General features: G+C 62.1%; 20 protein-coding genes. 16 read left to right on the top strand and 4 right to left on the bottom strand.

Annotated features, from left to right (window positions below):
• Window positions 1-128: 128 nt before the first annotated feature.
• Entirely contained in the window at window positions 129-1,475 is a 1,347-nt protein-coding gene (locus AB8B20_RS29760) for a PQQ-dependent sugar dehydrogenase (protein WP_439070732.1), read from the bottom strand.
• Between the two features lie 257 nt (window positions 1,476-1,732).
• Window positions 1,733-1,990 (bottom strand): DUF6894 family protein, encoded by a 258-nt coding sequence (locus tag AB8B20_RS29755; protein WP_116660886.1) that lies wholly within the window; start codon window positions 1,988-1,990, stop codon window positions 1,733-1,735.
• Between the two features lie 291 nt (window positions 1,991-2,281).
• Between AB8B20_RS29755 and pqqA the strand changes: the two genes are divergently transcribed.
• The 15 genes from pqqA to AB8B20_RS29680 all read left to right on the top strand — a co-directional run bounded on the left by pqqA (window position 2,282) and on the right by AB8B20_RS29680 (window position 16,537).
• Entirely contained in the window at window positions 2,282-2,362 is an 81-nt protein-coding gene (gene pqqA, locus AB8B20_RS29750; RefSeq protein WP_089267584.1) for a pyrroloquinoline quinone precursor peptide PqqA, read from the top strand.
• Window positions 2,363-2,469: 107 nt separating this feature from the next.
• Window positions 2,470-3,399, top strand: a complete 930-nt coding sequence (pqqB, locus tag AB8B20_RS29745; protein WP_439070731.1) for a pyrroloquinoline quinone biosynthesis protein PqqB — start codon at window positions 2,470-2,472, stop codon at window positions 3,397-3,399.
• A gap of 32 nt (window positions 3,400-3,431) precedes the next feature.
• Window positions 3,432-4,202 (top strand): pyrroloquinoline-quinone synthase PqqC, encoded by a 771-nt coding sequence (pqqC, locus tag AB8B20_RS29740; RefSeq protein ID WP_439072976.1) that lies wholly within the window; start codon window positions 3,432-3,434, stop codon window positions 4,200-4,202.
• A gap of 10 nt (window positions 4,203-4,212) precedes the next feature.
• Entirely contained in the window at window positions 4,213-4,533 is a 321-nt protein-coding gene (gene pqqD, locus AB8B20_RS29735) for a pyrroloquinoline quinone biosynthesis peptide chaperone PqqD (RefSeq protein WP_231077647.1), read from the top strand.
• The gene (gene pqqE / locus AB8B20_RS29730; RefSeq protein WP_439070730.1) at window positions 4,530-5,744 is read left to right on the top strand and encodes a pyrroloquinoline quinone biosynthesis protein PqqE; all 1,215 of its coding nucleotides are present in this window, start codon (window positions 4,530-4,532) and stop codon (window positions 5,742-5,744) included. Before pqqD ends, pqqE begins: the two co-directional genes overlap by 4 nt.
• The gene (gene pip, locus AB8B20_RS29725; RefSeq protein WP_093760694.1) at window positions 5,734-6,711 is read left to right on the top strand and encodes a prolyl aminopeptidase; all 978 of its coding nucleotides are present in this window, start codon (window positions 5,734-5,736) and stop codon (window positions 6,709-6,711) included. Before pqqE ends, pip begins: the two co-directional genes overlap by 11 nt.
• Before the next feature lie 10 nt (window positions 6,712-6,721).
• Window positions 6,722-7,390 carry a hypothetical protein gene (locus AB8B20_RS29720; RefSeq protein WP_439070729.1) on the top strand — a complete coding sequence of 223 codons (669 nt, stop codon included), beginning with the start codon at window positions 6,722-6,724 and terminating at the stop codon, window positions 7,388-7,390.
• Window positions 7,391-7,478: 88 nt separating this feature from the next.
• Window positions 7,479-8,111, top strand: coding sequence for a hypothetical protein (locus tag AB8B20_RS29715; RefSeq protein WP_439070728.1), 633 nt, complete (start codon window positions 7,479-7,481; stop codon window positions 8,109-8,111).
• A 29-nt stretch (window positions 8,112-8,140) separates the two neighbouring features.
• Window positions 8,141-8,593, top strand: a complete 453-nt coding sequence (locus AB8B20_RS29710) for a DsrE family protein (RefSeq protein ID WP_439070727.1) — start codon at window positions 8,141-8,143, stop codon at window positions 8,591-8,593.
• Window positions 8,594-8,958: 365 nt separating this feature from the next.
• On the top strand, window positions 8,959-11,811 hold the full coding sequence (locus AB8B20_RS29705) for a bifunctional transaldolase/phosoglucose isomerase (protein ID WP_439070726.1): 2,853 nt from the start codon (window positions 8,959-8,961) through the stop codon (window positions 11,809-11,811).
• Between the two features lie 64 nt (window positions 11,812-11,875).
• Window positions 11,876-12,904 (top strand): phosphogluconate dehydrogenase (NAD(+)-dependent, decarboxylating), encoded by a 1,029-nt coding sequence (gene gnd / locus AB8B20_RS29700; RefSeq protein WP_439070725.1) that lies wholly within the window; start codon window positions 11,876-11,878, stop codon window positions 12,902-12,904.
• Between the two features lie 5 nt (window positions 12,905-12,909).
• Window positions 12,910-14,436, top strand: a complete 1,527-nt coding sequence (gene zwf / locus AB8B20_RS29695; RefSeq protein WP_439070724.1) for a glucose-6-phosphate dehydrogenase — start codon at window positions 12,910-12,912, stop codon at window positions 14,434-14,436.
• 4 nt (window positions 14,437-14,440) lie between these two features.
• A complete protein-coding gene (gene pgl, locus AB8B20_RS29690) occupies window positions 14,441-15,181 on the top strand; it encodes a 6-phosphogluconolactonase (RefSeq protein WP_439070723.1) in 741 nt (246 codons plus the stop codon).
• Between the two features lie 55 nt (window positions 15,182-15,236).
• On the top strand, window positions 15,237-15,716 hold the full coding sequence (locus AB8B20_RS29685) for a gluconokinase (RefSeq protein ID WP_439072975.1): 480 nt from the start codon (window positions 15,237-15,239) through the stop codon (window positions 15,714-15,716).
• An 11-nt stretch (window positions 15,717-15,727) separates the two neighbouring features.
• Window positions 15,728-16,537: an HAD family hydrolase gene (locus AB8B20_RS29680; protein ID WP_439070722.1), complete on the top strand. Its 810-nt coding sequence runs from the start codon at window positions 15,728-15,730 to the stop codon at window positions 16,535-16,537.
• A 41-nt stretch (window positions 16,538-16,578) separates the two neighbouring features.
• Here the strand turns inward: AB8B20_RS29680 and AB8B20_RS29675 are convergent, their stop codons facing one another.
• Entirely contained in the window at window positions 16,579-18,378 is a 1,800-nt protein-coding gene (locus AB8B20_RS29675) for a glycoside hydrolase family 15 protein (protein ID WP_089267451.1), read from the bottom strand.
• 24 nt (window positions 18,379-18,402) lie between these two features.
• Window positions 18,403-20,355, bottom strand: coding sequence for a 4-alpha-glucanotransferase (malQ, locus tag AB8B20_RS29670; protein ID WP_439070721.1), 1,953 nt, complete (start codon window positions 20,353-20,355; stop codon window positions 18,403-18,405).
• 198 nt (window positions 20,356-20,553) lie between these two features.
• Here malQ and AB8B20_RS29665 point away from each other — a divergent pair, with 198 nt between their 5' ends.
• Window positions 20,554-22,506, top strand: coding sequence for an alpha-1,4-glucan--maltose-1-phosphate maltosyltransferase (locus tag AB8B20_RS29665; RefSeq protein WP_439070720.1), 1,953 nt, complete (start codon window positions 20,554-20,556; stop codon window positions 22,504-22,506).
• Window positions 22,507-22,511: the final 5 nt, after the last annotated feature.

Genomic DNA, 22,511 nt, shown 5'->3' with positions numbered 1-22,511 from the left:
AAGGTGAGGATGAGGGGGACTCTCACCGCGCTCGGAGCAAGTGGAGAGTCCCCCTCACCCGACTTTCACGCGCTTCGCGCGTTGCAGTCGACCTCTCCCCGCAAGCGGGGAGAGGTGAGAAAACGTCGTCACTTCGCGCCCGCCACCTTCTGCTTGCCATAGGTGATGCGATAGATCGCGCCGTTCCAGTCGTCGGAGACCAGCAGCGACCCGTCCTTCATCTGCAGCACGTCGACGGGGCGGCCGACATATTTGTTGTCCTCGATGAAGCCGGTGAGGAACGGCTCGACGGATTTCACCGTGCCGTCCTTGTTGAGCTTCGCGACAACGACGTCACCGCCGAGCTTCGTTGTCTTGTTCCAGGAACCATGGCGCGCGATGAAGATCGCATCCTTGTAGGCGGCCGGGAACATCTTGCCGGTGTAGAACCGCATGCCCAGTGCCGCCGTATGCGACCCGAGCAGGCCGACCGGCGCGGTGTAGTCGGCGCAAGATTTACCCCAGCCGAATTCCGGATCGAGGATATTGCCCTGCAGGCAGTATGGCGCGCCGAAATCCTCACCCGCCTTGGTGACACGGTTGAGTTCATCCTCCGGCACCGCTTCCGACATCCAGTCGCGGCCGTTGTCGGTGAAGTACATCTGCTTGGTGGTCGGATTCCAGTCGAAGCCGACGGTGTTCCGGACGCCCTTCACATAGATCTCGGCGCCGGTGCCATCGAGATTCATGCGGCGGATCTGGCCATGGGCCTCGTCATGCAGCACGTTGTTGCCGGGCTGACCGACCGGCACATAGAGTTTGTTGTCCGGGCCGATGCCGATGAACTTCCAGCCATGGGCTTCATCCTTCGGCAGGTTGTCGTAGATCATGGTCGGCTTCGGCGGGTTTTCGAGATTGTCTTCCACCTTTTCGATCTTCGAGATCTTCGACAGTTCGGCGATGTAGAGCGTGCCGTCCTTGAAGGCGAGACCGTTCGGGCGATAGAGGCCAGAGGCCAGCACCTTTACCTGGCGCTTGCCGTCCTTGTTCATGACGGCATAGACCTTGTCGACCAGGCGCGAACCCACAAAGACCGTGCCCTTGTCGCCCTCGCGCATCGAGCGCGCATTGGCCATGCCGGCCGCATAGACTTCGATGTTGAAGCCGGCGGGCACTTTCAGTTTGGCAGTCGGCAGCTTGTCGGCGGCGGACGGAATCGGCGGCGGCGCGACGGGCGCGAGCTTCGCTGCGGCAGCGCCATCGGGACGACCGATCAGCGGCGAGCCGGGCGGCAGTGCAGGCGCGGCGGCAACGGCTGGCGCAGCTGCAGGTGCCGGAGCGGCAGCCTGTGGTGCTGCAGGCGCTGCACTCGGAGCTGCTGCAGGAGCCGGTGTTGCAGGTGATGTATCGGACTGCTGGGCAAAAGCGCCGCTTGCAAAGACGCCGATGAACGCACCGGCAAGCAATGCCCGGCGTGCGGACGTGTAGACACTCATGGATCTCTCCCCTTTTTACGGAAGCCTTCTCTGCTCGCAGCACATGAGATGCGCCGCCCCCGAGGCTTTCCGGATCGCACTGTTGGATATTTTTATGTCGCTGCGCAATCAAAACATCACGCGCGAGCAAGCCTGTGCGGATTCCCGCAATCGGCTAGAGCCTTCTCGGTTCTGATAGAATCAGAACCGAGGCTCTGGCTTTTTGTATTGACGCGTTTTCTTGACGCGAACCGGTGCCCACTTCGCTCGACAACGCTCTAATGCCGCGTTGCGGACTCATCGGTGGCATCGAGCAGTGCTTCGGTGAACGGAAATTCAAGCACGATCTCGCCGTTCTTGTCCGTCACCTCAAGCACCGCTTTGAGCAGATCGCTCGGCGTGCCTTCGGAGCGCAGCAATTGCAGAATCATCGACCGCGCCACATCCCAGGCATGATCGGGATCCCGCAGCTCCTCGCCTTCGGGATCGACCACCAGCTCGTCGTTGATGCGTGTGTTGAAGAAATAAAGCGGCATGGCAATTCTCTTGGCACTGGGCTTGGGCGCGGACGCAGAAGACCTCAGACCACGCGAATATCCCGGAAGATGCGGCGGGCTGAGTACGAATCAATGCCTTTCAACCAAAGGCCTTCGCTATCTATGGAACGTTCTCGCCATTGCAATGTTGCAGTGCAATCGATTGTGCATTGCACGCATATTGTACCCCCATCGCTTCACATTGTGATGACGAAGTTGTTGGCGAACCTTTGAGCAGGGATTAGAGTTGTGGTTATGCAGTACCTGACTGCAGAGAAGCGGGAGATAAATATGGCCTGGAAAGCACCGAAGATCGTCGAAGTTGCAGTCGGCATGGAAATCAACATGTACGCCTGCGCAGCGCGCAAGTAAGACTTGAGCTCACGCTAAGATCTTAAGTTTTGGGGGCGCCTTCGTCATTGACGGGCGCCCCGCGTCTTTTTACGAGACGCGAATTGGCCGGGATTCAGGGCGATCTCATGTTGCGTGTTGTCGTTCTTGGAGCCGCGGCCGGCGGCGGTGTTCCGCAATGGAATTGCGGATGCCTGATTTGTCGTGCGGCGCGTAATGAGCGACCCGAACTGCGGAGCGGGCAAGCCTCCATCGCGGTGTCTGCCGACAACGCCAACTGGTTCCTGATCAATGCCTCGCCCGACCTGCGACAACAGGTCACCGATACGCCCCAGCTTCACCCCCATCCCGATCATGTCAGACACTCGCCGATCGCGGGCGTGATTCTCACCAATGGCGAGGTCGATGCGGTGGCCGGGCTCTTGTCGATGCGGGAAGGTTCGCCATTTACAATCTATGCGCACACACGTGTGCTGGCGATCCTGAAAGCCAACAGCATTTTCAACGTGCTCTCGGACAAGAATGTGCGCCGCGAAGCCATCGAGATTGATACGTCTTTCGAACCGAAGCTGCAGGATGGCACGCCGTCCGGCCTGGAGGTGTTGCCCTTCACCGTGCCCGGCAAAAGCGCGTGGTATCTCGAAGGTCAGGCGCATCCGGCCGGTGAAGATGGCGATGGCGACACGCTGGGTCTGCGAATTGCCGAGAAGGCCACCGGCAAGTATTTCTATTTTATCGCGGCCTGCGCGCGGGTGACGCCCGAACTGAAGACGCGCATCTCCGGCGCCCCGCTGGTGTTCTTCGACGGTACCGTGTGGCGCGACGACGAACTCATCGCGGCAGGATTGGGTCAGAAGACCGGCCAGAGCATGGGGCATCTGTCGATGTCCGGCGCGGATGGCGCCATCAATGAACTGGCCAATGCCGGCATCGCCAGAAAGTTCTTTCTGCACATCAACAATTCGAACCCGGCGCTGCTGCATGATTCCACCGAGCGCGCCGCATTGACCACCGCCGGCTGGCAGATTCCCGGCAATGGCATGGAGATCACGCTGTGAACGCCCCAGGTGCTACCATGACAAGTGCAAACATGATCGGCGCCAACGCCATTTCCGCCTATTCGATTTCGCCCGTAGTCCCGCTGGACAATGCCGCGCAACTCGAAGAGACGCTGCGCCATATCGGCGCGACGCGCTATCACTCGCTGCATCCGTTTCATAAGCTGCTGCATGGCGGCAAGCTCAACAAGGGCCAGGTGCAGGCCTGGGCACTGAACCGCTACTATTATCAGAGCACGATCCCGATCAAGGACGCCGTCGTGATCTCGCGCTTCCGCGACCGCGCGACGCGGCTGGAATGGCGGCACCGGATCGAGGATCACGACGGTGATACCGGCGCCGAAGGCGGCATCGAGCGCTGGCTGAAGCTGACCGAAGGGCTCGGCCTCGACTCAGCCTATGTGGAATCCACCGAGGGCATCCTGCCGGCGACGCGTTTCGCCGTGGAGGCCTATGTGCATTTCGTGCGCGACAGGACGCCGCTTGAGGCCATCGCCTCGTCGCTGACGGAACTGTTCGCCCCCAACCTGCATGAGGAGCGCATCTCTGGCATGCTGAAGCACTATGACTTCGTCAATCCGGACATCATGAGCTATTTCAGCCGCCGCCTGACCCAGGCGCCCCGCGATGCCGGCTTTGCGCTGGATTACGTCAAGCAGCACGCCAACACCCCGGCCGAGCGCCGCGCGGTTTGCAATGCACTGATCTTCAAGACCAATGTGTTGTGGGTGCAGCTCGATGCGCTGTATCATGCCTATGTCGATGGCCATGTGCCGCCGGGCGCGTTCGTCCCGGCCAAGTAAGAAGGCAACGATGACGGAGTTGCGCAGCAATCGTCGGATCAGCGTCAGCGAGGCCAGCAAGCCGATCTTGCCGCGCCACGCCAAGCTGAAGTTCGACGAGACGCGCCAGCGCTGGGTGATCCTCGCGCCGGAGCGCGTGCTGGCGCCGGACGATATCGCCGTCGAAATCCTCCAGCTTTGCGATGGCGAACGTAACGTCGCCGATATTATCGATCTCCTGGTCGCCAAATACGCCGCACCGCGCGACGATATCGGCACCGATGTTCTCGCGATGCTGCAGGATCTCGCCGACAAGGGTTTTCTCACGCAAGCGCGGGAGAAGACAGCATGAGTCCCACCCTCACCGACGCCAGTCCCGTCTTCACCGATCCCGCCGACAGTCTCGCGATCATGGAGCGCACGCGCTCGACGGCTGAGACCTTCGGGATTCCCCTCGCCGTGCTGGCCGAACTCACCCATCGCTGCCCGCTGCAATGTCCATACTGCTCCAATCCCGTGGAACTCGACCGCGGCAGCACCGAGCTGACCACCGACGAATGGAAGAAGGTGCTGTCCGAGCTTGCCGAAATCGGCGTGCTGCAGATCCACTTCTCCGGCGGCGAGCCGACCGCGCGCAAGGACATCGTCGAACTGGTCCAGCACGCAACGGATGTGGGCCTCTATTCCAATCTCATCACCTCGGCGGTGCTGCTGACGCGCGACAAACTCTCCGCGCTCGCCGATGCCGGGCTATGCCATGTGCAGATCAGCTTCCAGGGCAATGAGCCCGTGGTGGCCGACCGCGTCGGCGGCTATCGCAATGGCCACGCGAAGAAGCTCGAAGTCGCCAGATGGACGCGCGAGCTCGATCTGCCGCTGACCGTAAACGCGGTGATGCACCGGCAGAACCTGCATCAGCTCGCTGACATCATCCAGATGGCGGTCGATCTCGACGCCGACCGGTTAGAGGTCGCGAATGTGCAATATTACGGCTGGGCGCTGAAGAACCGCGCCGCCCTGATGCCGACCATCGATCAGATCGACGAGACCAGCCGCATCGTCGAGGATGCGCAGGTTCGCCTGAAAGGCATTCTCGATATCGACTATGTCGTCCCGGACTATTACGCGCTGCGCCCGAAAAAATGCATGGGCGGCTGGGGGCGGCAGTTCTTCAACATCTCGCCGGCCGGCAAGATCCTGCCCTGTCATGCCGCCGAGACCATCACCGGGATGGAATTTGAATCCGTGCGCTCCAATCATTCGATCGCCTGGATCTGGCAGAACTCCGAAGCTTTCAACCGCTATCGCGGCACCGGCTGGATGCCCGAACCGTGCCAGAGCTGCGCGTTCAAGGAAGTGGATTTCGGCGGCTGCCGCTGCCAGGCCTTCGCGCTGACCGGCGATGCCGGGAATACCGACCCCGCCTGCACGCTGTCGCCTGTTCACGCCGAAATCTTCAAAATGGCCGAAACGGAATCCACTGAGGGCCGCGACCGCTTCATCTATCGCAACTTCAAAGGCGGCACGCTGGAGCCGGACGCGGACGACATCCATGGCCGCTGATGTCCCCGCCCCGGCGAGCGCGGACCTGTTCGCGCCGCTGACCTCGGAACATCTCGATGTCGGCGACGGCCACGCAATCCATGTGGAGAGCGTCGGCCGCAGCGACGGCATTCCCGCAGTCTATCTGCATGGCGGCCCCGGCTCCGGCTGCCAGCCCGATCACCGCCGGCTGTTCGATCCGCAGCGCTTTCACACCGTTCTGTTCGATCAGCGCGGCGCCGGCCGCAGCAAGCCCAAAGGCAAGCGCGAGGCGAACACGCTGCCGCATCTGATCGCCGATATGGAAACGATCCGCACCCAATTCGGCTTCGACAAATGGCTCGTGGTCGGCGGCTCCTGGGGAGCGACGCTGGCGCTGGCCTATGCGCAGGCCCATCCGGATCGCGTGACCGGCATCGTGCTGCGTGCAACGTTTCTCGGCACGCGGGAAGAATTGCACGATGTCTTCAACACCATGCTGCCGCGGCATTATCCCGGCTTGCATGGAGATTTTCTGAGCGCCCTTGCCGAAGCCGAGCGCGCCGATCCGCTGCCCAACTTCTATCGCCGCATTCTCGATGCCGATCCGGCCGTGCATGTCCCGGCGATCCGCGCCTGGGGCGGCACCGAAGCCATCCTGTCCGAAATCGCGCCGAAGCGCACACGGCTCGACCTTGCCGAGCTTGGCAACCAGACGCGGCCGATGCCGGCGACGCCAGCGATGGAAGCGCATTACTTCAAGCACGACTGCTTTATGCGGCCGCATCAGCTCATGGAAGACGCCGGCAAACTCACCGGCATTCCCGGCGTCATCATTCAGGGCCGTTACGACTTCCTCTGCCCGCCCGCGACATCGCATGCCCTGGCCAGGCGCTGGACGAATGCCGAGGTGCGCATCGTTGAAGGCGCCGGTCACAGCCTGTATGACCCCGGCATGCGCGATGCGGTCATGAAGGCCATCGCCGATGTGGCGTCGAAACTGAAATAGGACTTCTGGAATGCCGATCAAAGGCACGGGAATGCTGATGACGTCGATGGATATCGACGCCAGCCACGAGCAGGAATTCAACGCGTGGTACGACCGCGAGCATCTCGCCGAGCGTGTCGCCATCGAGGGCTTCAATGAAGCGAGGCGCTATGTGGCCGTGAATGCCAGGCCGAAATATCTCGGTCTGTATTCGACCAGGACATTCGACGTCTTGGACAGCGAGGCCTATCGCACGGCGCTGGCGAACCAGACGAAGTGGTCGCTGACCAATATCGGCCGTTTCCAGAACATGCTGCGTTCGGTGGCGCGGATCACTGTCAGCCGCGGCCAGGGCCGCGGCGCGGCGCTCGGGCTGGTGCGCATCCGGCCACCCGCCGACGGCGCTGACAGGCTGCGCAGCACGATCGAAGCACAGCTCGATCCCGGCAATTTGCACGGCATCATTTCGATGCATCTGATGGAGAGCGATCCCCGCCTCTCGAAGCCGCTCACCGACGATCTGGCCGCGCCCAATCCGGCGGCGCGCGACTGGTATGTGATGATCGACGGCACCGATGTCGATGCTGTGGCTGCGACCATGAAGGGCCGCTTCACTGCGGCCATTGCAGCGGCAAAGGCAGAGCTGATTTCCGAGGGGACCTACCGGCTGATGTGGGATCTGGCGAAGAGCGATCTTTGAGCGCCGATCTCCGATTGAACGCATCCCACCTCTGACGCGACCAAGGTGAACTGGCCCGCAACGGGCCGCCTCACCTTGCGAGACGTCGATGACCATCCGTGTGCTGTCCCTTGTGGTTCTCACTACCGCTTTGATCATGAGCGGCCCGCTGACGCGCGCCGAGGACGAGCCGGCCAAGGTCGACGCCGTGAAGGCAGCCGAATTCAACAAGCTCATGTTTGCCGGCCCGCTGGGTCCGAAGCTGACCTATGCCTGCTTCGTCCGGCGCTATGACGCCGAGCATCTGGCGCGGCATCCCAAGCAGAAGGTCAGCACCATGAAGCTGCTGGTAGTCGCCGGGCATCCGCCCGAGGAAAGTTACACGCCCTACTCGTTCCGGCTCGGCTTCAAATATCGCCATCGCAAAGGCGACTGGGATTCCAGCGGCTCCTGCGGCCATATCCAGGATACCGACAAGGGCCAGGAGGTGAAGTTCGCATGCAGCGTCGATTGCGATGGCGGTGGCATTGCGATCGGCCTGGCCAAGGGAAACGACGCGACGCTGGTCCGCGTCGAGCGCGTCCGCATCTGGCAGAACAGCAAACCCGATGAAGAACCCGGCACAGACGCGCTTACCGGCGGCGAAGACGACAAGATTTTCCGGCTCGATCGCACGGACCTGAAGGAATGTGAATCGTTGATCACGGACCGCAAGGAACTCGCCGCGATGCGCAGCAAGTGAACGTGATTGACGCCAAAGCGGAGCGAACCATGAATCGACGCAGCCTATTGTGGACCGCCCTGTCGTCGGTCGGCGCGGGACTATTGGCATCGCGAGCGAATGCCGTGACGGCCGACAACAAGCCGCCCACCAGGCTCAAGGTCGTCTATCATCTCGCCGATGCCGACAGGGTGAATTTCGCCCTCGGCAATATCCAGAACCACTTCGATGGCGTCGGCGGCCCCGACAACGTTACCATCGCGCTGGTCGTGCTCGGCCCGGCGCTGAAGTCATTTGCCCGGGCTTCCGCCAATCCCGACATTACCGCGCGGGTCAGCAAATTCACCAAGGCAGGCCTGCAACTGGCCGCCTGCGGCAACACCATGAAGGCGCAGGATGTTACGCTGGACGGCCTGCTGCCGGGCTTCACTGTCGCCGACCGCGGCGGCGTGGTCCGGATCGCAGAGCTGCAGTCGCAAGGGTATGCGTATATCCGGCCTTAGAATGCATCCCAGGCTACTTGTTGAAACTCGTCATGCCCGGCGCACGCCGGGTATCCACGCCTTGGCAGCGCGTGAGAGAAGACGTGGATGGCCGGGTCAAGCCCGGCCATGACGTGGGGAGAGGTTCGTGCTTCCCCACACAAGGACCCTCCACATCGCCGCCCACAAAACCGACGCACAAAATTTACACAATCGTCATTCACGCACCGTTCTGGCCAAACACGGAATTGCGATCCGGCTCCCGCGCCCTGAATGGAACCGTTCGGCTTGCCATGCGTATGGGTTTGGGGCGATCATTGGAACCGGGCCGCGGCACGTTCACGCGGCGATCGGCCTTTTGATAATTGTAAGCAGAACAAGGCATCATGAATCCCGTCAAAGCACTCGAATCCCATGGTCAGGCCGTCTGGCTCGACTTCCTCGCCCGCGGCTTCGTCGCCAAGGGCGACCTCAAGAAGCTGATCGACACCGACGCCGTGAAAGGCGTGACGTCGAACCCGGCGATCTTCGAGAAGGCGATCGGAAGTTCGGACGAATATGATGCCCCGATTGCCGAGGCCTTGAAGTCCGGCGACAAGTCGCCGGCCGACCTGTTCGAGCACATCGCCGTCGAGGACATCCAGCACGCCGCCGACGTGCTGAAGCCGGTCTATGACAAGATGAAGGGCGATGACGGTTTCGTCAGCCTCGAAGTCTCGCCCTATCTCGCCAATAACACCAAGGGCACGGTCACCGAGGCGGAGCGCCTGTGGGCGAGCGTCAAGCGCCCGAACCTGATGGTGAAGGTGCCGGCGACGCCGGAGGGCCTGCCTGCCATCCAGCAACTGATCGGCGAAGGCATCAGCATCAATGTGACGCTGCTGTTCGCGCAGAAGACCTATGTCGAGGTCGCCGAGGCCTATCTCAATGGTCTCGAAAAATACGTCGCCGGCGGCGGCGATCCCTCCCATGTGGCGAGCGTCGCCTCTTTCTTCGTCAGCCGCATCGATGCGCAAGTCGACAAGCAGCTCGACGAGAAGATTGCCAAGGCCAACGATCCATCCGAGAAGGCGCGGCTCAAGGACCTCAAGGGCAAGGTCGCCATCGCCAATGCCAAGCTCGCTTATCAGGAATATCTGAAATTGTTCGCCGGCCCGCGCTGGGAGAAGCTGAAGGCCAAAGGCGCAAAACCGCAGCGCCTGCTCTGGGCCTCGACCGGCGTGAAGAGCAAGGACTATCGCGACACGCTCTATGTGGAAGAGCTGATCGGCAAGAACACTGTCAACACCGTGCCGCCCGCCACGCTGGACGCGTTCCGCGACCACGGCGAAGTGCGCGACAGCCTCGAAGAGAATGTCGAGGACGCGAAGAAGGTGCTGGCCGATCTCGCCAGGACCGGTATTTCGCTGGACAAGATCACCACCGAACTGGTGATCGACGGCGTCAAGCTGTTCGCCGATGCGGCCGACAAGCTGTATGGCGCGGTGGCGCACAAGCGCGCGACGTCGCTGGGTAACGGGATCGGATCGCAGAAGCTCGCGCTCGGCGACGGCATCACGAAGAAGGTCGCAACCTCCACCGAAGAGTGGCGCGGTTCGGCGAAGATCCGCCGGCTCTGGCACAAGGACAAATCGGTCTGGACCGGCGCCGATGAAGACAAGTGGCTGGGCTGGCTGAACAGTGCCTTTGCCGAGAAGGCCAAGCTCGCCGACTACAACGACTTCGCCAAATGGGTGAAGGCGCAGGGATTCACCGATGCGGTCGTGCTCGGCATGGGCGGCTCGAGCCTCGGGCCGGAAGTGCTGGCGCAGACCTTTGCCAAGGTGTCGGGCTTCCCGAAACTGCATGTGCTGGATTCCACCGATCCCGCGCAGGTGGCGGCCATGGGCAAAGCCGTGAAGATCGCCTCGACGCTGTTCATCGTCTCCAGCAAGTCCGGTGGCACCACCGAGCCGAATGTGATGAAGAACTATTTCTTCGACGAGGTGACCAAGGCGGTCGGTGCCGACAAGGCCGGATCTCATTTCGTCGCCGTGACCGATCCCGGCTCATCGCTGGAGAAGGTCGCGAAGACCCAAAAATTTGCACGCATCTTCCACGGCGACCCGACCATCGGCGGGCGCTATTCGGTGCTGTCGCCATTCGGCCTTGTGCCGGCCGCTGCTGCAGGCGTCGACCTCACCAAACTGCTGGATCTCACGCTATCGATGGTCCGCTCCTGCGGGCCCGACGTGCCGCCCGCTGAAAATCCCGGCGTGCAGCTCGGCCTTGCGATGGGCAATGCCGGGCTCGATGGCCGCGACAAGGTCACCATCCTGTCCTCGAAGAAAATCGCCGATTTCGGCGCATGGGCCGAACAGCTCATCGCCGAGTCCACCGGCAAGGACGGCAAGGGCCTGATCCCGATCGACGGCGAGACGCTGGGCGAACCTTCCGTCTATGGCACGGACCGCTTCTTCATCGACCTGCGCACATCTGGCGAAGACGACAAGGCGCATGACGACAAGCTCGCCGCGCTTGAAAAGGCGGGCCATCCCGTCGCACGCCTCGTGATGCCGTCCGTCGACCATCTCGGCCAGGAGTTCTTCCGCTTTGAGATCGCGACAGCCGTTGCCGGCTCCATACTCGGCATCAATCCGTTCAACCAGCCGGACGTCGAGGCCGCCAAGATCAAGACACGCGAGCTGACGGAAGCCTTCGAGAAAACCGGTTCGCTGCCGCCGGAAACGCCGGTGGTGTCGTCGAAGGATGCCGATCTCTATACCGACGACAGCAATGCCGAACTGCTGAAGAAGGCCGGCGCCGATGGCGATCTGACGTCATGGTTGAAAGCGCATTTCCGGCGCGTCACGCCCGGCGATTATGTCGCCCTGCTCGCTTATGTCGAACGCGACGGCGCGCATATCGACACGCTGCAGCAGATGCGGATGGCGGTGCGCGACAAGAAGAAGGTGGCGACCTGCGCCGAATTCGGCCCCCGCTTCCTCCACTCGACCGGTCAGGCCTATAAAGGCGGGCCGGATACCGGTGTCTTCCTGCAGATCACCGCGGACGATGCCAAGGATCTCGCCATCCCGGATTACCGCGCCTCGTTCGGTGTCATCAAGGCGGCACAGGCGCGTGGTGACTTCGGCGTGCTGACGGATCGCAACCGCCGCGCGCTGCGCGTCCATCTCAAGGGCGATCTCAAGGCCGGACTTGCTGTTCTCGACAAGGCGATGACTGCCGCATTGAACTAAACGACGATCCGCATGGCCCGGACATTGCTTCGGGTCATGCGCAATCAATAAAGGACATCACACAATGCAGCTCGGCATGATCGGTCTCGGCCGAATGGGCGGAAATATTGTCCGCCGCCTGATGAAGAACGGTCACACCGCCGTCGTCTATGACAAGGACGCCAAGGCCGTCAGCGGCCTTGCCTCCGAAGGTGCCACCGGCGGATCGTCGCTCGAAGATTTCGTGAAGAAGCTCGACAAGCCGCGCGCGGTCTGGGTCATGCTGCCGGCCGGCAAGATCACCGAAACCACCATCGATGCGCTGACTAGGCTGCTGGAGCCCGGCGATACCATCATCGATGGCGGCAATACCTTCTGGCAGGACGATGTTCGCCGCGGCCAGGCGCTGAAGGAGAAGGGCCTGTATTACATCGACGTCGGCACGTCCGGCGGCGTCTGGGGCATCGATCGCGGCTATTGCATGATGATCGGCGGTGAAAAGAGCGTCGTTGATCGGCTCGATCCGATCTTCAAGACACTGGCGCCGGGCATCGGCGACATCCCGCGCACGCCGGGCCGCGACAACAGCGATCCGCGCATCGAGAACGGCTACATCCATGCCGGCCCGGTCGGCGCCGGGCATTTCGTCAAGATGGTCCATAACGGCATCGAATACGGACTGATGCAGGCCTATGCCGAGGGCTTCGACATCATGAAGAACGCCAATATCGAGGCGCTGCCGGAGGCGCATCGCTTCGATTTGAATTTGCCTGACATCGCCGAAGTCTGGCGCCGCGGCAGCGTGATCCCGTCATGGCTGCTCGACCTCACATCGTCCGCGCTGGCCAAGAACGAGACGCTCGACACCTATTCGGGCTTTGTCGAGGATTCCGGCGAAGGCCGCTGGACGGTGAATGCCGCCATCGACGAAGCGGTCCCCGCCGAAGTTCTGACGGCGGCGCTGTTTGCGCGGTTTCGGTCGCGCAAGGAGCACACATTTGCAGAGAAGATTCTATCCGCGATGCGCGCCGGTTTCGGCGGCCACAAAGAGCCCGATCAGCATCCGGATCCAAAACGGCAGGACGCGCCTGATATCATCAAACCAAAGGCGTAGCCCGCATGACCGAGATACAAGCTCCAGGCCCTGCCAAATCCAAGAAGAAGCCAGACCCTTGCGCATTCGTGATCTTCGGCGTCACCGGCGATCTCGCCCACCGGCTGGTCATCGCGGCGCTGTATAACCTGCAGGCGGCCGATCTTCTGCCGGAGAAATTCTGCGTCGTCGGCATCGCCCGCAAGGACATGACCGGCGCGGAACTCCGCGACGACCTGATGAAGGGCCTGAAGCAATATGCGACGCGCCCGGTTGACGACGCCATCGCGCAGAAGCTGCTCAATTGCGTCACCTGTATCGAGGCCGATCCGGGCGAGCCGGATTCCTTTGATCGCATGCGCGACCAGCTCGACAAACTCGAGGAAGCGCGCGGCACCGGCGGCAATCGCCTGTTCTATCTGGCGACGCCGCCTTCGGCCTTCGCGCCGATCGCGCGTCAGCTCGGCCGCACCGGCATGCTGAAGGAAAACGGCTCGTGGCGCCGCCTCGTGGTCGAGAAGCCGTTCGGCACCGACCTTGAATCCGCGAAGAAGCTGAACAGTGAACTGCTCGGCCTGATGAACGAGCAGCAGATCTACCGGATCGATCACTATCTCGGCAAGGAGACGGTGCAGAACATCCTGGTGCTGCGCTTTGCCAATGGCATGTTCGAGCCCATCTGGAATCGCAACCATATCGATCACGTGCAGATCACCGTGGACGAGAAACTCGGCGTCGGCCATCGCGGCTCGTTCTACGACGCGACCGGCGCGCTGCGCGACATGGTGCCGAACCATCTGTTCCAGCTGCTGTCGCTGGTGGCCATGGAGCCGCCCGCGCGGTTCGAGGCCAATGCGGTGCGCTCCGAGAAAGCTGAAGTGCTCGCCGCCGTCACCACGCAGACCGAAGCCGAAGCGCTGCAGAATTCGGTTCGCGCGCAATATGTCGCCGGCCATGTGGGCGATACCGATATCGGTGACTATCTGAAGACGAAAGACGTCAAGGATGGCAGCACCACTGAGACCTATGCAGCGATGAAGCTGTCGATCGACAACTGGCGCTGGGCCGGCGTTCCCTTCTATCTGCGCACCGGCAAGGCACTCGGCATCAAGCGCACCGAAGTGGCGATCAAGTTCAAGCAAGCACCATTCGCCATGTTCCGCGACACGTCGGTAGAAAGCCTCGCGGAGAACTTTCTCGTTATCGCGGTGGAGCCGAACGAAGGCATCTCGCTGAAGTTCAACACCAAGGTGCCCGGTCCGGCTGTGGAGATCGACGGCGTCGAGATGAAGTTCCGCTACAAGGACTACTTCCAGGCTGCACCGGCGACGGGCTATGAGACGCTGATCTATGACTGCATGATCGGCGACAACATCCTGTTCCAGCGCGCCGACAGCGTGGAAGCCGGCTGGCGAGCCGTGCAGCCGTTCCTCGATGCCTGGATGAAGGCCGGCAAGGATGGGCTGAAGACCTACAACGCCGGCAGCGAAGGTCCCGAGGAAGCCAACGACCTGCTCAAGCGCGATGGTCGTAGCTGGCGCGTGCTGAGCTGACGCGATGACAGCGCCCAATCGCCATATCGTCGTGGTCGAGGATGCGGTGGCTCTCGCCGAGGCCGCAGCCGACCGGCTGATCGAGCGCATCGAGGCCAATCCCGGCCGCATCGCCATCTGCATGACCGGCGGATCGAGCCCGAAGCGGCTCTATGAACTGCTCGCCACCGAGCCTTACCGCAGCGAAATCCCCTGGGATCGCGTGCACTGGTTCATCGGCGATGATCGTTTCGTGGCGTCAGGCGATCCACTCAACAACATGAGCATGGCGCGCACTGCGTTTCTGGATGCATGCGCGCCGCTTGCGAATGTGCACCCAATCAAGACCGATGCGGACAATCCGGATGAAGCCGCCGCGCTCTATGCGCGCGAGTTGCAGTCTTTCTACGGTGCAGACACTTTCGACAAGGCAAAGCCGCTGTTCGATCTGGTGTTGCTCGGCGTCGGCCCCGATGGCCATGTGGCATCGTTGTTCCCCAGCTATCCAGCCATCGAGATCAAGGACCGCTGGGTTGTCGGCGTGCCCGAAGCGCATGTGAAGCCTTTCGTGCCGCGCGTCAGCCTGACGCTGCCGGCACTCGCCTCATGCCGCGAGATGCTGTTCCTGATGAGCGGCGAGGACAAGCGCGCAATCCTGACGCGGGTGCTGAAGGGCGAGGATCTGCCAGCCAATCGCGCGCGGTCGGACGGCGAAACCGTTTGGCTGTGCGACAAGGCCGCCCTGCCGGACGACGCGCGTGGCTGACACCGCGCCCAAGACTCTGGCACCCAAGATCCTGGCACCCAAGGCTCTGGTGGTGATGGGCGTCTCCAGCTCAGGCAAGAGCACGATCGCGAAGACACTTGCTGAACGCCTCGGCTGGCGCTTCGCCGATGGCGACGATTTTCACCCGAAGGCAAATATCGAGAAGCAGCGCGCGGGCCAGCCACTCACCGACGACGATCGCTGGCCCTGGCTGCAGAGCATTGCCGACGAGATCGACCGCGTCACCGCGTCCGGCGAGAAAATCGTGGTTGCCTGTTCTGCGCTCAAGCGCGCCTATCGCGATCTGCTGTTGCACCGCCGCGACGATATTCGCATCGTCTATCTCGACGGCTCCAGGGAGCTAATCGCCAAGCGCATGGCGGCGCGGAAGAATCATTTCATGCCGCCGACGCTGCTCGACAGCCAGTTCAAGACGCTCGAAATCCCCGGACCGGACGAACGTCCGATGACAGTATCCATCGACGACGATGTCGACGGCATCGTCTCCGCCATCATCCGCCAACTGCCGACCTGAAGGATCAGACCATGACCAAGATCGCTCTCGTGGTGTCCGATGTCGACGGCACACTCGTCACTCACGACAAACGCCTCACCGACACAGCCAAGGCGGCCGTGAAGAAACTGGAAGACGCCGGCATCGGCTTCACCATCACGTCGAGCCGCCCGCCCGTCGGCATGCGCTTCCTGGTGAAGCCACTGGGGATCACGCTGCCGATCGGCCCATTCAACGGCAGCTCCATGGTGGACGGCGACCTGAAGCCGATCGTGCAGCACCTGATCCCGGAATCCGCCACCAAGCGCGCCATCGAAGTGTTGGAAGACCACGGCGTCGATATCTGGATTTTCACCAATGATGAATGGGTGATCAAGCGCGACGACGGCAAATATGTGCCGCATGAGCGCGACACCATCCAGCATGAGGCCGTGATGGTGGATGACTTCTCGCCCTATCTTGCCAAGGCCTGCAAGATCGTCGGCGCCAGCGCGGACTTTCCGTTGCTTGAGCGCTGTGAGGGCGCGATGCAGAAGGCGCTGGGCGATACGGCTGTCGCCGTGCGCTCGCAGAACTATTATCTCGACATCACTCCGCCCAACCAGAACAAAGGCACCTTTGTGCAGGCTATGGCGCAGCGCCTCGGCATCTCCCTTGAGGCCATCGCCACCATCGGCGACATGCGCAACGACCTGCCGATGTTCAAGGTGTCAGGCATGTCGATCGCCATGGGCAATGCGAGCGACGATGTGAAATCGCAGGCGACGGATGTGACGACGTCGAATGAGGAGGAAGGCTTTGCGGGCGCGGTGGAGATGATTTTGAAAAGGAATGCCACGTGACGTAGCCCCCCTCCCCCTTGCAGGGAGGGTTAAGAGAAGAGCTACTTCGCCCGCTCCACCTTCTTCTCCTGCGGACGCTTGGCGCTCGCCAGATTATGCGCCACGGCGATCAACGCGATATGGGTCAGTGCCTGCGGGAAGTTGCCGGTCTGGCGTTTGACGCCGCTGTCATATTCTTCCGCCAGCAGGCCGACATCATTGGCGATCGCGACGACGCGATTGAAGAGTTCTTCCGCCTTGGCTATCTCGCCCATCTTGATATAGGCCTCGGCCAGCCACAGGCTGCAGGCGAGGAACGCACCCTCCGCGGGCTGAACCTCGCCGGTGACCTCGCGCGGATCATGGCGCAGCACGAAGCCGTCACGTATCAGATATTTCTCGACCGCTGCGATCGTGCCCTTCACGCGAGGATCGTCGGCCGGAAGAAAACCCAGAGCCGGCAGCAGCAGAATGGCGCCGTCGAGCACGTCCGAGCCATAGGATTCCACGAAGGTGTTTTCGCGGGGATCGAACCCCTTCTCGCAGACGTCGCGGTGAATCTCCTTGCGCAGCGCCTTCCACGTGTCGACAGGGCCTTTGAGATTGAAGCTCTCGGCGCTCTTGATGGCGCGGTCGAACGCAACCCAGCAGCCGACTTTCGACAGCACATAGTGCTTGCCGGGGCCGCGGCGCTCCCAGATGCCGTGATCGGGCTTGTTCCAGACAGAAGCGAGATGTTCGAGGATCTCGCATTCCACCGCCCAGGTGCCATCCTCGAGATCGAGTTTGGCAACGCGGGTCTGGTGGAAGGCATCAATCAACTCGCCATAGACGTCGAGCTGCAGCTGCGCATGCGCAGCATTCCCCACGCGCACGGGCAGCGCGCCGCCATAGCCGGGCAGCCAGTCGGCCTCCCATTCGAGCAGGCGGCGCTGGCCCATGATGCCATACATGATCTGCATCTCGGCCGGTGCGCCGGCGACGGCGCGCAGCAGCCAGCGATACCAGGCGCGCGCTTCATCCGTGTAGCCGCTGTTCATCAGCACCAGCAGCGTGAATGTCGCATCGCGCAGCCAGCAGAAGCGATAGTCCCAATTTCTGGAGCCGCCGAGCTTTTCGGGCAGCGACGTGGTCGGCGCCGCGACAATGCCGCCGGATGGCGCATAGATCAGCGCCTTCAGCGTGATCAGCGAGCGCATCACGAGATCACGGTGCTCGCCTTTGTAGGTGCAGCGGCTGCTCCATTCCTTCCAGAATTCCTCCGTGTCCTTCAGCGCCTCGTCGACATTGATCGGCGCTGGCACTTTGAGATGCGAAGGCCCATAGGTCAGCACGAACGGGACGCTGTCGCCCTGTTTGACTTCGAATTTCGCGACGGTCGTGAGGTTCTCGCCGTGGGTCTCGACGGGCGTGTGCAGCACCGTCATGTCGGGACCGCAAATCGCCAGCACGCCGCCGTCCTTGTCGCGCTTCACCCAGGGGATGGCCGCGCCGAATCCGAAGCGGATGATCAGCTCCATCCGGACCGTCACCGTGCCGCGATCGCCGCGGACAATGCGCACCACATCGGAAGCGGCGCCGCGCGGCGGCATGAAGTCGATCAGCGTGATGGCGCCGTCGTCCGTCTCCAGCGTGGTTTCCAGAATGAGGGAGTCGCCGCGATAGCGCCGTTTGCATGCCGTGATCGGAGCGTCGGGCGTGATTTGCCAGCGGCCGTGATCCTTGGTGCCGAGCAGCGCGGTAAAGCAGGCGTCGGAATCGAAGGCCGGCCAGCACAGCCAGTCGATCGATCCGTTGCGGTTGACGAGAGCGGCGGTCTCACAATCGCCGATCAGCGCGTAATCTTCGATATTGCTGTACAATGTCTTTCCGCCACCTGACAAAATTTACGTCAATGCGGACAAACTCCTGTCCGCGGTTGCAATGTGCAGCGCGTCACGATCGATCGACGTGGCCATCGTCTCCACCGTGGCCGGCAGCCGCTGCCGCCAGTTCGGATGCTCATTGATGGTGCCGGGAATATTCGGCTGATCGATCACACCCAACAAGTCTTCCAACGCGACGGCCAGCAAACGGGTCCGCGTGCGCGCGAGAAAGTGAGCGACGGCGTAGAGGTCTTCGGTATTGATGCCCTGGGCTCGCAGCGCCTCGCCGAGCATCTGCAGCGCGTAACGGCGGGCATCGTCGCTCTCGCCGGGATCGATGCCCAGCGAGCGCTTCAGCTGCAGATCGTGCAGGCTGCGCCAGCCGGCATAGGTCGGCAGATCGTGGGTATTGAAGGTCACCAGTGCATTCGGCGCGTAATAATCGACGCCGCGGAACGCATAGCGTTCATCGCGCTCGAACATCATCACCAGATACGACCAGATGCCCCAGGATGCGAGATGATCGCGGAAGCCGTCCGGCACGGTACCGAGGTCCTCACCGATCACCACGCAGCGATTGGCGACGCTCTCCTGCGCCGTCACCGCCAGCAGCGCTTCGAGCGGCATCTTCACATAGGCGCCGTTGTCAGCGTCATAGCCATGCGGCACGACATAGAGGCGATTGAGGCCGAGCACATGATCGAGGCGAACCGCGCCCGCATAGCGCATCGAGGCACGCAGCATGTCCTTGAACGGCGCGAAGCCCTGCACTTCCAGCCCCGCCGCATTGAAGCCGGCGAGACCCCAGTTCTGTCCGGCGGGCTGCAGCGCATCGGGCGGCGCGCCGACGGACAGATGACGCGAAATCGCGATCTGCTCATTCCAGGCATCGAAGCCGCCGGACTGCACGCCGACCGCGACATCGAGATAGAGGCCGACGGGCATGCCGAGATTCGTCGTCAGATCGAAACAGGCCTTGAGCTGCAGGTCGGCATTCCACTGCACGTATTCGATATAGGCGACTTCCTTGCCGTCCGGCCCGGCGCGGAAGGCCTCGCAGGTCGCGTCATCGGGCAGCAGCCATTCCGACGGCCAGTCCCACCACGCGGTCTGCTGCTGATGCCGCAGCACCTCGAAACAGGCGAAGCGCGTCAGCAGCGGCGCGCGCTCGGCGCGGAATGCGGCGAAGGCCTTCTGACGCTCGGAGGTCGGATCGGCATGAAATATCTCAAAGGCGGCACGCATCGCTGTCGACTTCGCCGCGGCGATATCCGCATAGTCGACGAATTGGCTCGCGCGCATAGTGGCCAGCATATCGCCGCTATCATTGGCCGCATATTCGGGCAGCGCCTCGACGTCGATATAAAGCGGATTGAGAAACAGCCGGCTGTTCGGCGAATACGGGCTGCATTCGGCCGGCCGGTCGTCGAACAGCGCATGCAGCGGATTGAGCCCGACACCGCCGGCGCCGCTCGAGGCGGCCAGTCTGATCAGGTCCTGCAGATCGGTGAAGTCGCCGATGCCCCAGTTGCGCTCGGAGCGCACGCCGTAGAGCTGTACGGCGAGAATCCAGGAGCGATCGAAGGTCCCGGGAAATGCCTTGGACGGCGCGACGATGAACGGCGCCTCATCGGGGAATTTCTTGGCGTCGACCAGCCTGAGCCGGTGCACGCCGACCGGCAGATCGCGCGGCCAGGTGATCTCGCGCCCCTCCGTTGTTCCCTCGGCGATAACCTTAACCCCGTCGAGAATTTTCCAGGTCAGGGGAAACGTGGCAGCCTCATTGAGGACCGTGCGGGCACCCTCGCCGGCCCGGACCACGACCGGACTCGCCACGAAGCGATGCGGCGTGCGCACCGGCATGGCGTCCAGAATGAGCTTCAGGGCAGCTTCGCCCGTGGTGTGCCACTGGCCCTGACCGTCGTGAAAACCGGTCTGGATTCCGAGTTCGGCAGCTTTGGTGAAAAGGTCCATTCGGCACGCTGTTTGCAGAGCAACAATCGAAAGTTGCTGGGAAATTTCTGAATTTGCGGAAGAGGATAGCCGATTTCAACGCGTCGATCTAAGCTGAGTTCCATGGGGAACCAAACCCCTGTCACGGGGCTTTGTATATGATCGCACCGTCTCTTTTTGAAAAATCGAACAGGGACGACACCTCATGATGGCATCACCGTGAACAGAACATCCCAAATCGTGGACACCGCCGGTATCGGCGGGGCTTTCCATATCGAAAACATCTATCCGATCATCGACGCTGGCCGCTTCCCGGTCAAACGCATCGTGGGCGAACCTGTCGCTGTCTATGCCGACCTGTACCGCGATGGTCACGAGATCATCGCCGCTGCCATTGTCTGGCGCCGTGAACAGGACCGCGAGTGGAATCGGGTCCCGATGACGCTGGAAGTGAACGACCGCTGGGGCGGCTCATTCATCCCCGATGGCATCGGACGCTATGTCTATGCGATCGAGGCCTGGACCGACGAATTCGCGACCTGGCGCCACGGCTTCGAGCTGAAGCTGAAGGCCGGACAGGACGTCACGCTGGATGCGCTGGAAGGCGCCGGCCTGATGACCAAGGCGCAGAATGGCGGGCCCGAGGCTTCGGCGCTCATCGTCAAGCAATGCGAGAATTTCCTGCAGACCGGCGACAACGAGCCGCTGCTGTCACCCGAGCTGCGCATCGCCATGGCCGAAGCGCAGTTGCGGCCTGACCTGACGCGCTCGCCGCTGCTGCCTCTGATGATCGACCGTGAGCGTGCCCGCAACGGTGCGTGGTACGAGATGGTGCCGCGCAGCCAGAGCACAGTGCCCGGCCAGCATGGCACGTTCCGCGACTGTATTGCCCGCCTGCCCGACGTGCAGGCCATGGGCTTCGACGTGCTGTATTTCACGCCGATCCACCCCATCGGCAAGACCAACCGCAAGGGCAAGAACAACTCGCTGACCTCCGAACCAGGCGATGTCGGCAGCCCCTATGCCATTGGCGGCGCCGAGGGCGGCCATGACGCGATCCACCCCGAACTCGGCACCATGGAAGATTTCCATGCGCTGATCGCTGCGTGCAAGGAGCACGGTCTGGAAGTCGCGATCGACGTGGCCGTGCAGTGCTCGCCGGATCATCCGTGGGTCAAGGAGCATCCGGACTGGTTCAAGCGCCGCCCCGACGGCTCGATGAAATACGCGGAGAACCCGCCGAAGAAATACGAGGACATCCATAATCCCGACTTCGACTGTGAAGATGCGGGATCGCTGTGGAACGCGCTGCGCGACATGCTGCTGTTCTGGTGCGACCAGGGCGTTAAAATCTTCCGCATCGACAATCCGCACACCAAGCCGTTGCGGTTCTGGGAATGGGCGATCCATGAGGTGCAAATCAGGCATCCGGACGCGCTGTTTCTGGCGGAAGCCTTCACGCGTCCGAAGCTGATGAAGGGCCTCGCCAAGCTCGGCTTCTCGCAGAGCTACACCTATTTCACCTGGCGCACCGCGAAGTGGGAGATCGAGCAATATCTCAACGAGCTATGCGGCTATCCCGAGCGCGAATTCTATCGCCCGAACTTCTTCGTCAACACGCCGGACATCCTGCCCTATCACCTGCAATCCGGCGAATCCTGGATGTTCAAGGCGCGCGTGGCACTGGCGGCCGCACTATCGTCGACTTATGGCATCTATAACGGCTTCGAATTGCTCGAACACGAAGCCATCCCCGGCAAGGAGGAATATCTGAACTCGGAGAAATACGAGATCAGGACCCGCGACTGGAATGCGCCGGGGAATATCAAGCCCTACATCACCGCGCTGAACCACGCGCGCCGCGCCAACCCGGCGCTGCAGCAGACATCGAACCTGCGCTTCATGCCGGTCGACAACGACAACATCATCGGCTTCGTCAAGGAGTCGGTGGATGGCACCAATACGGTCGCCGGCGCCATCGCGCTGTCGCGCGATCCGTATGAATTCTGGCTACCGATCGACACGCAGGTGATGGTCGATGGCGAGCTACGCAACGTCGCCGCCGTCGAGAACATCATTACCGGCGAGCGCCATGGCGTCGAATGGGGCGGCATCCGCCTGCGTCTCGATCCCCAGCGCGATCCCGCCATCTTCTTCCGTTGCCTCGCCTGAAAGCG

This window comes from Tardiphaga sp. 866_E4_N1_4, assembly GCF_052076075.1.
Classification (GTDB): domain Bacteria; phylum Pseudomonadota; class Alphaproteobacteria; order Rhizobiales; family Xanthobacteraceae; genus Tardiphaga; species Tardiphaga robiniae.
The sequence above is the reverse complement of the archived record's forward strand: the minus strand, read 5'-3'. Positions and strand labels throughout refer to the sequence as shown.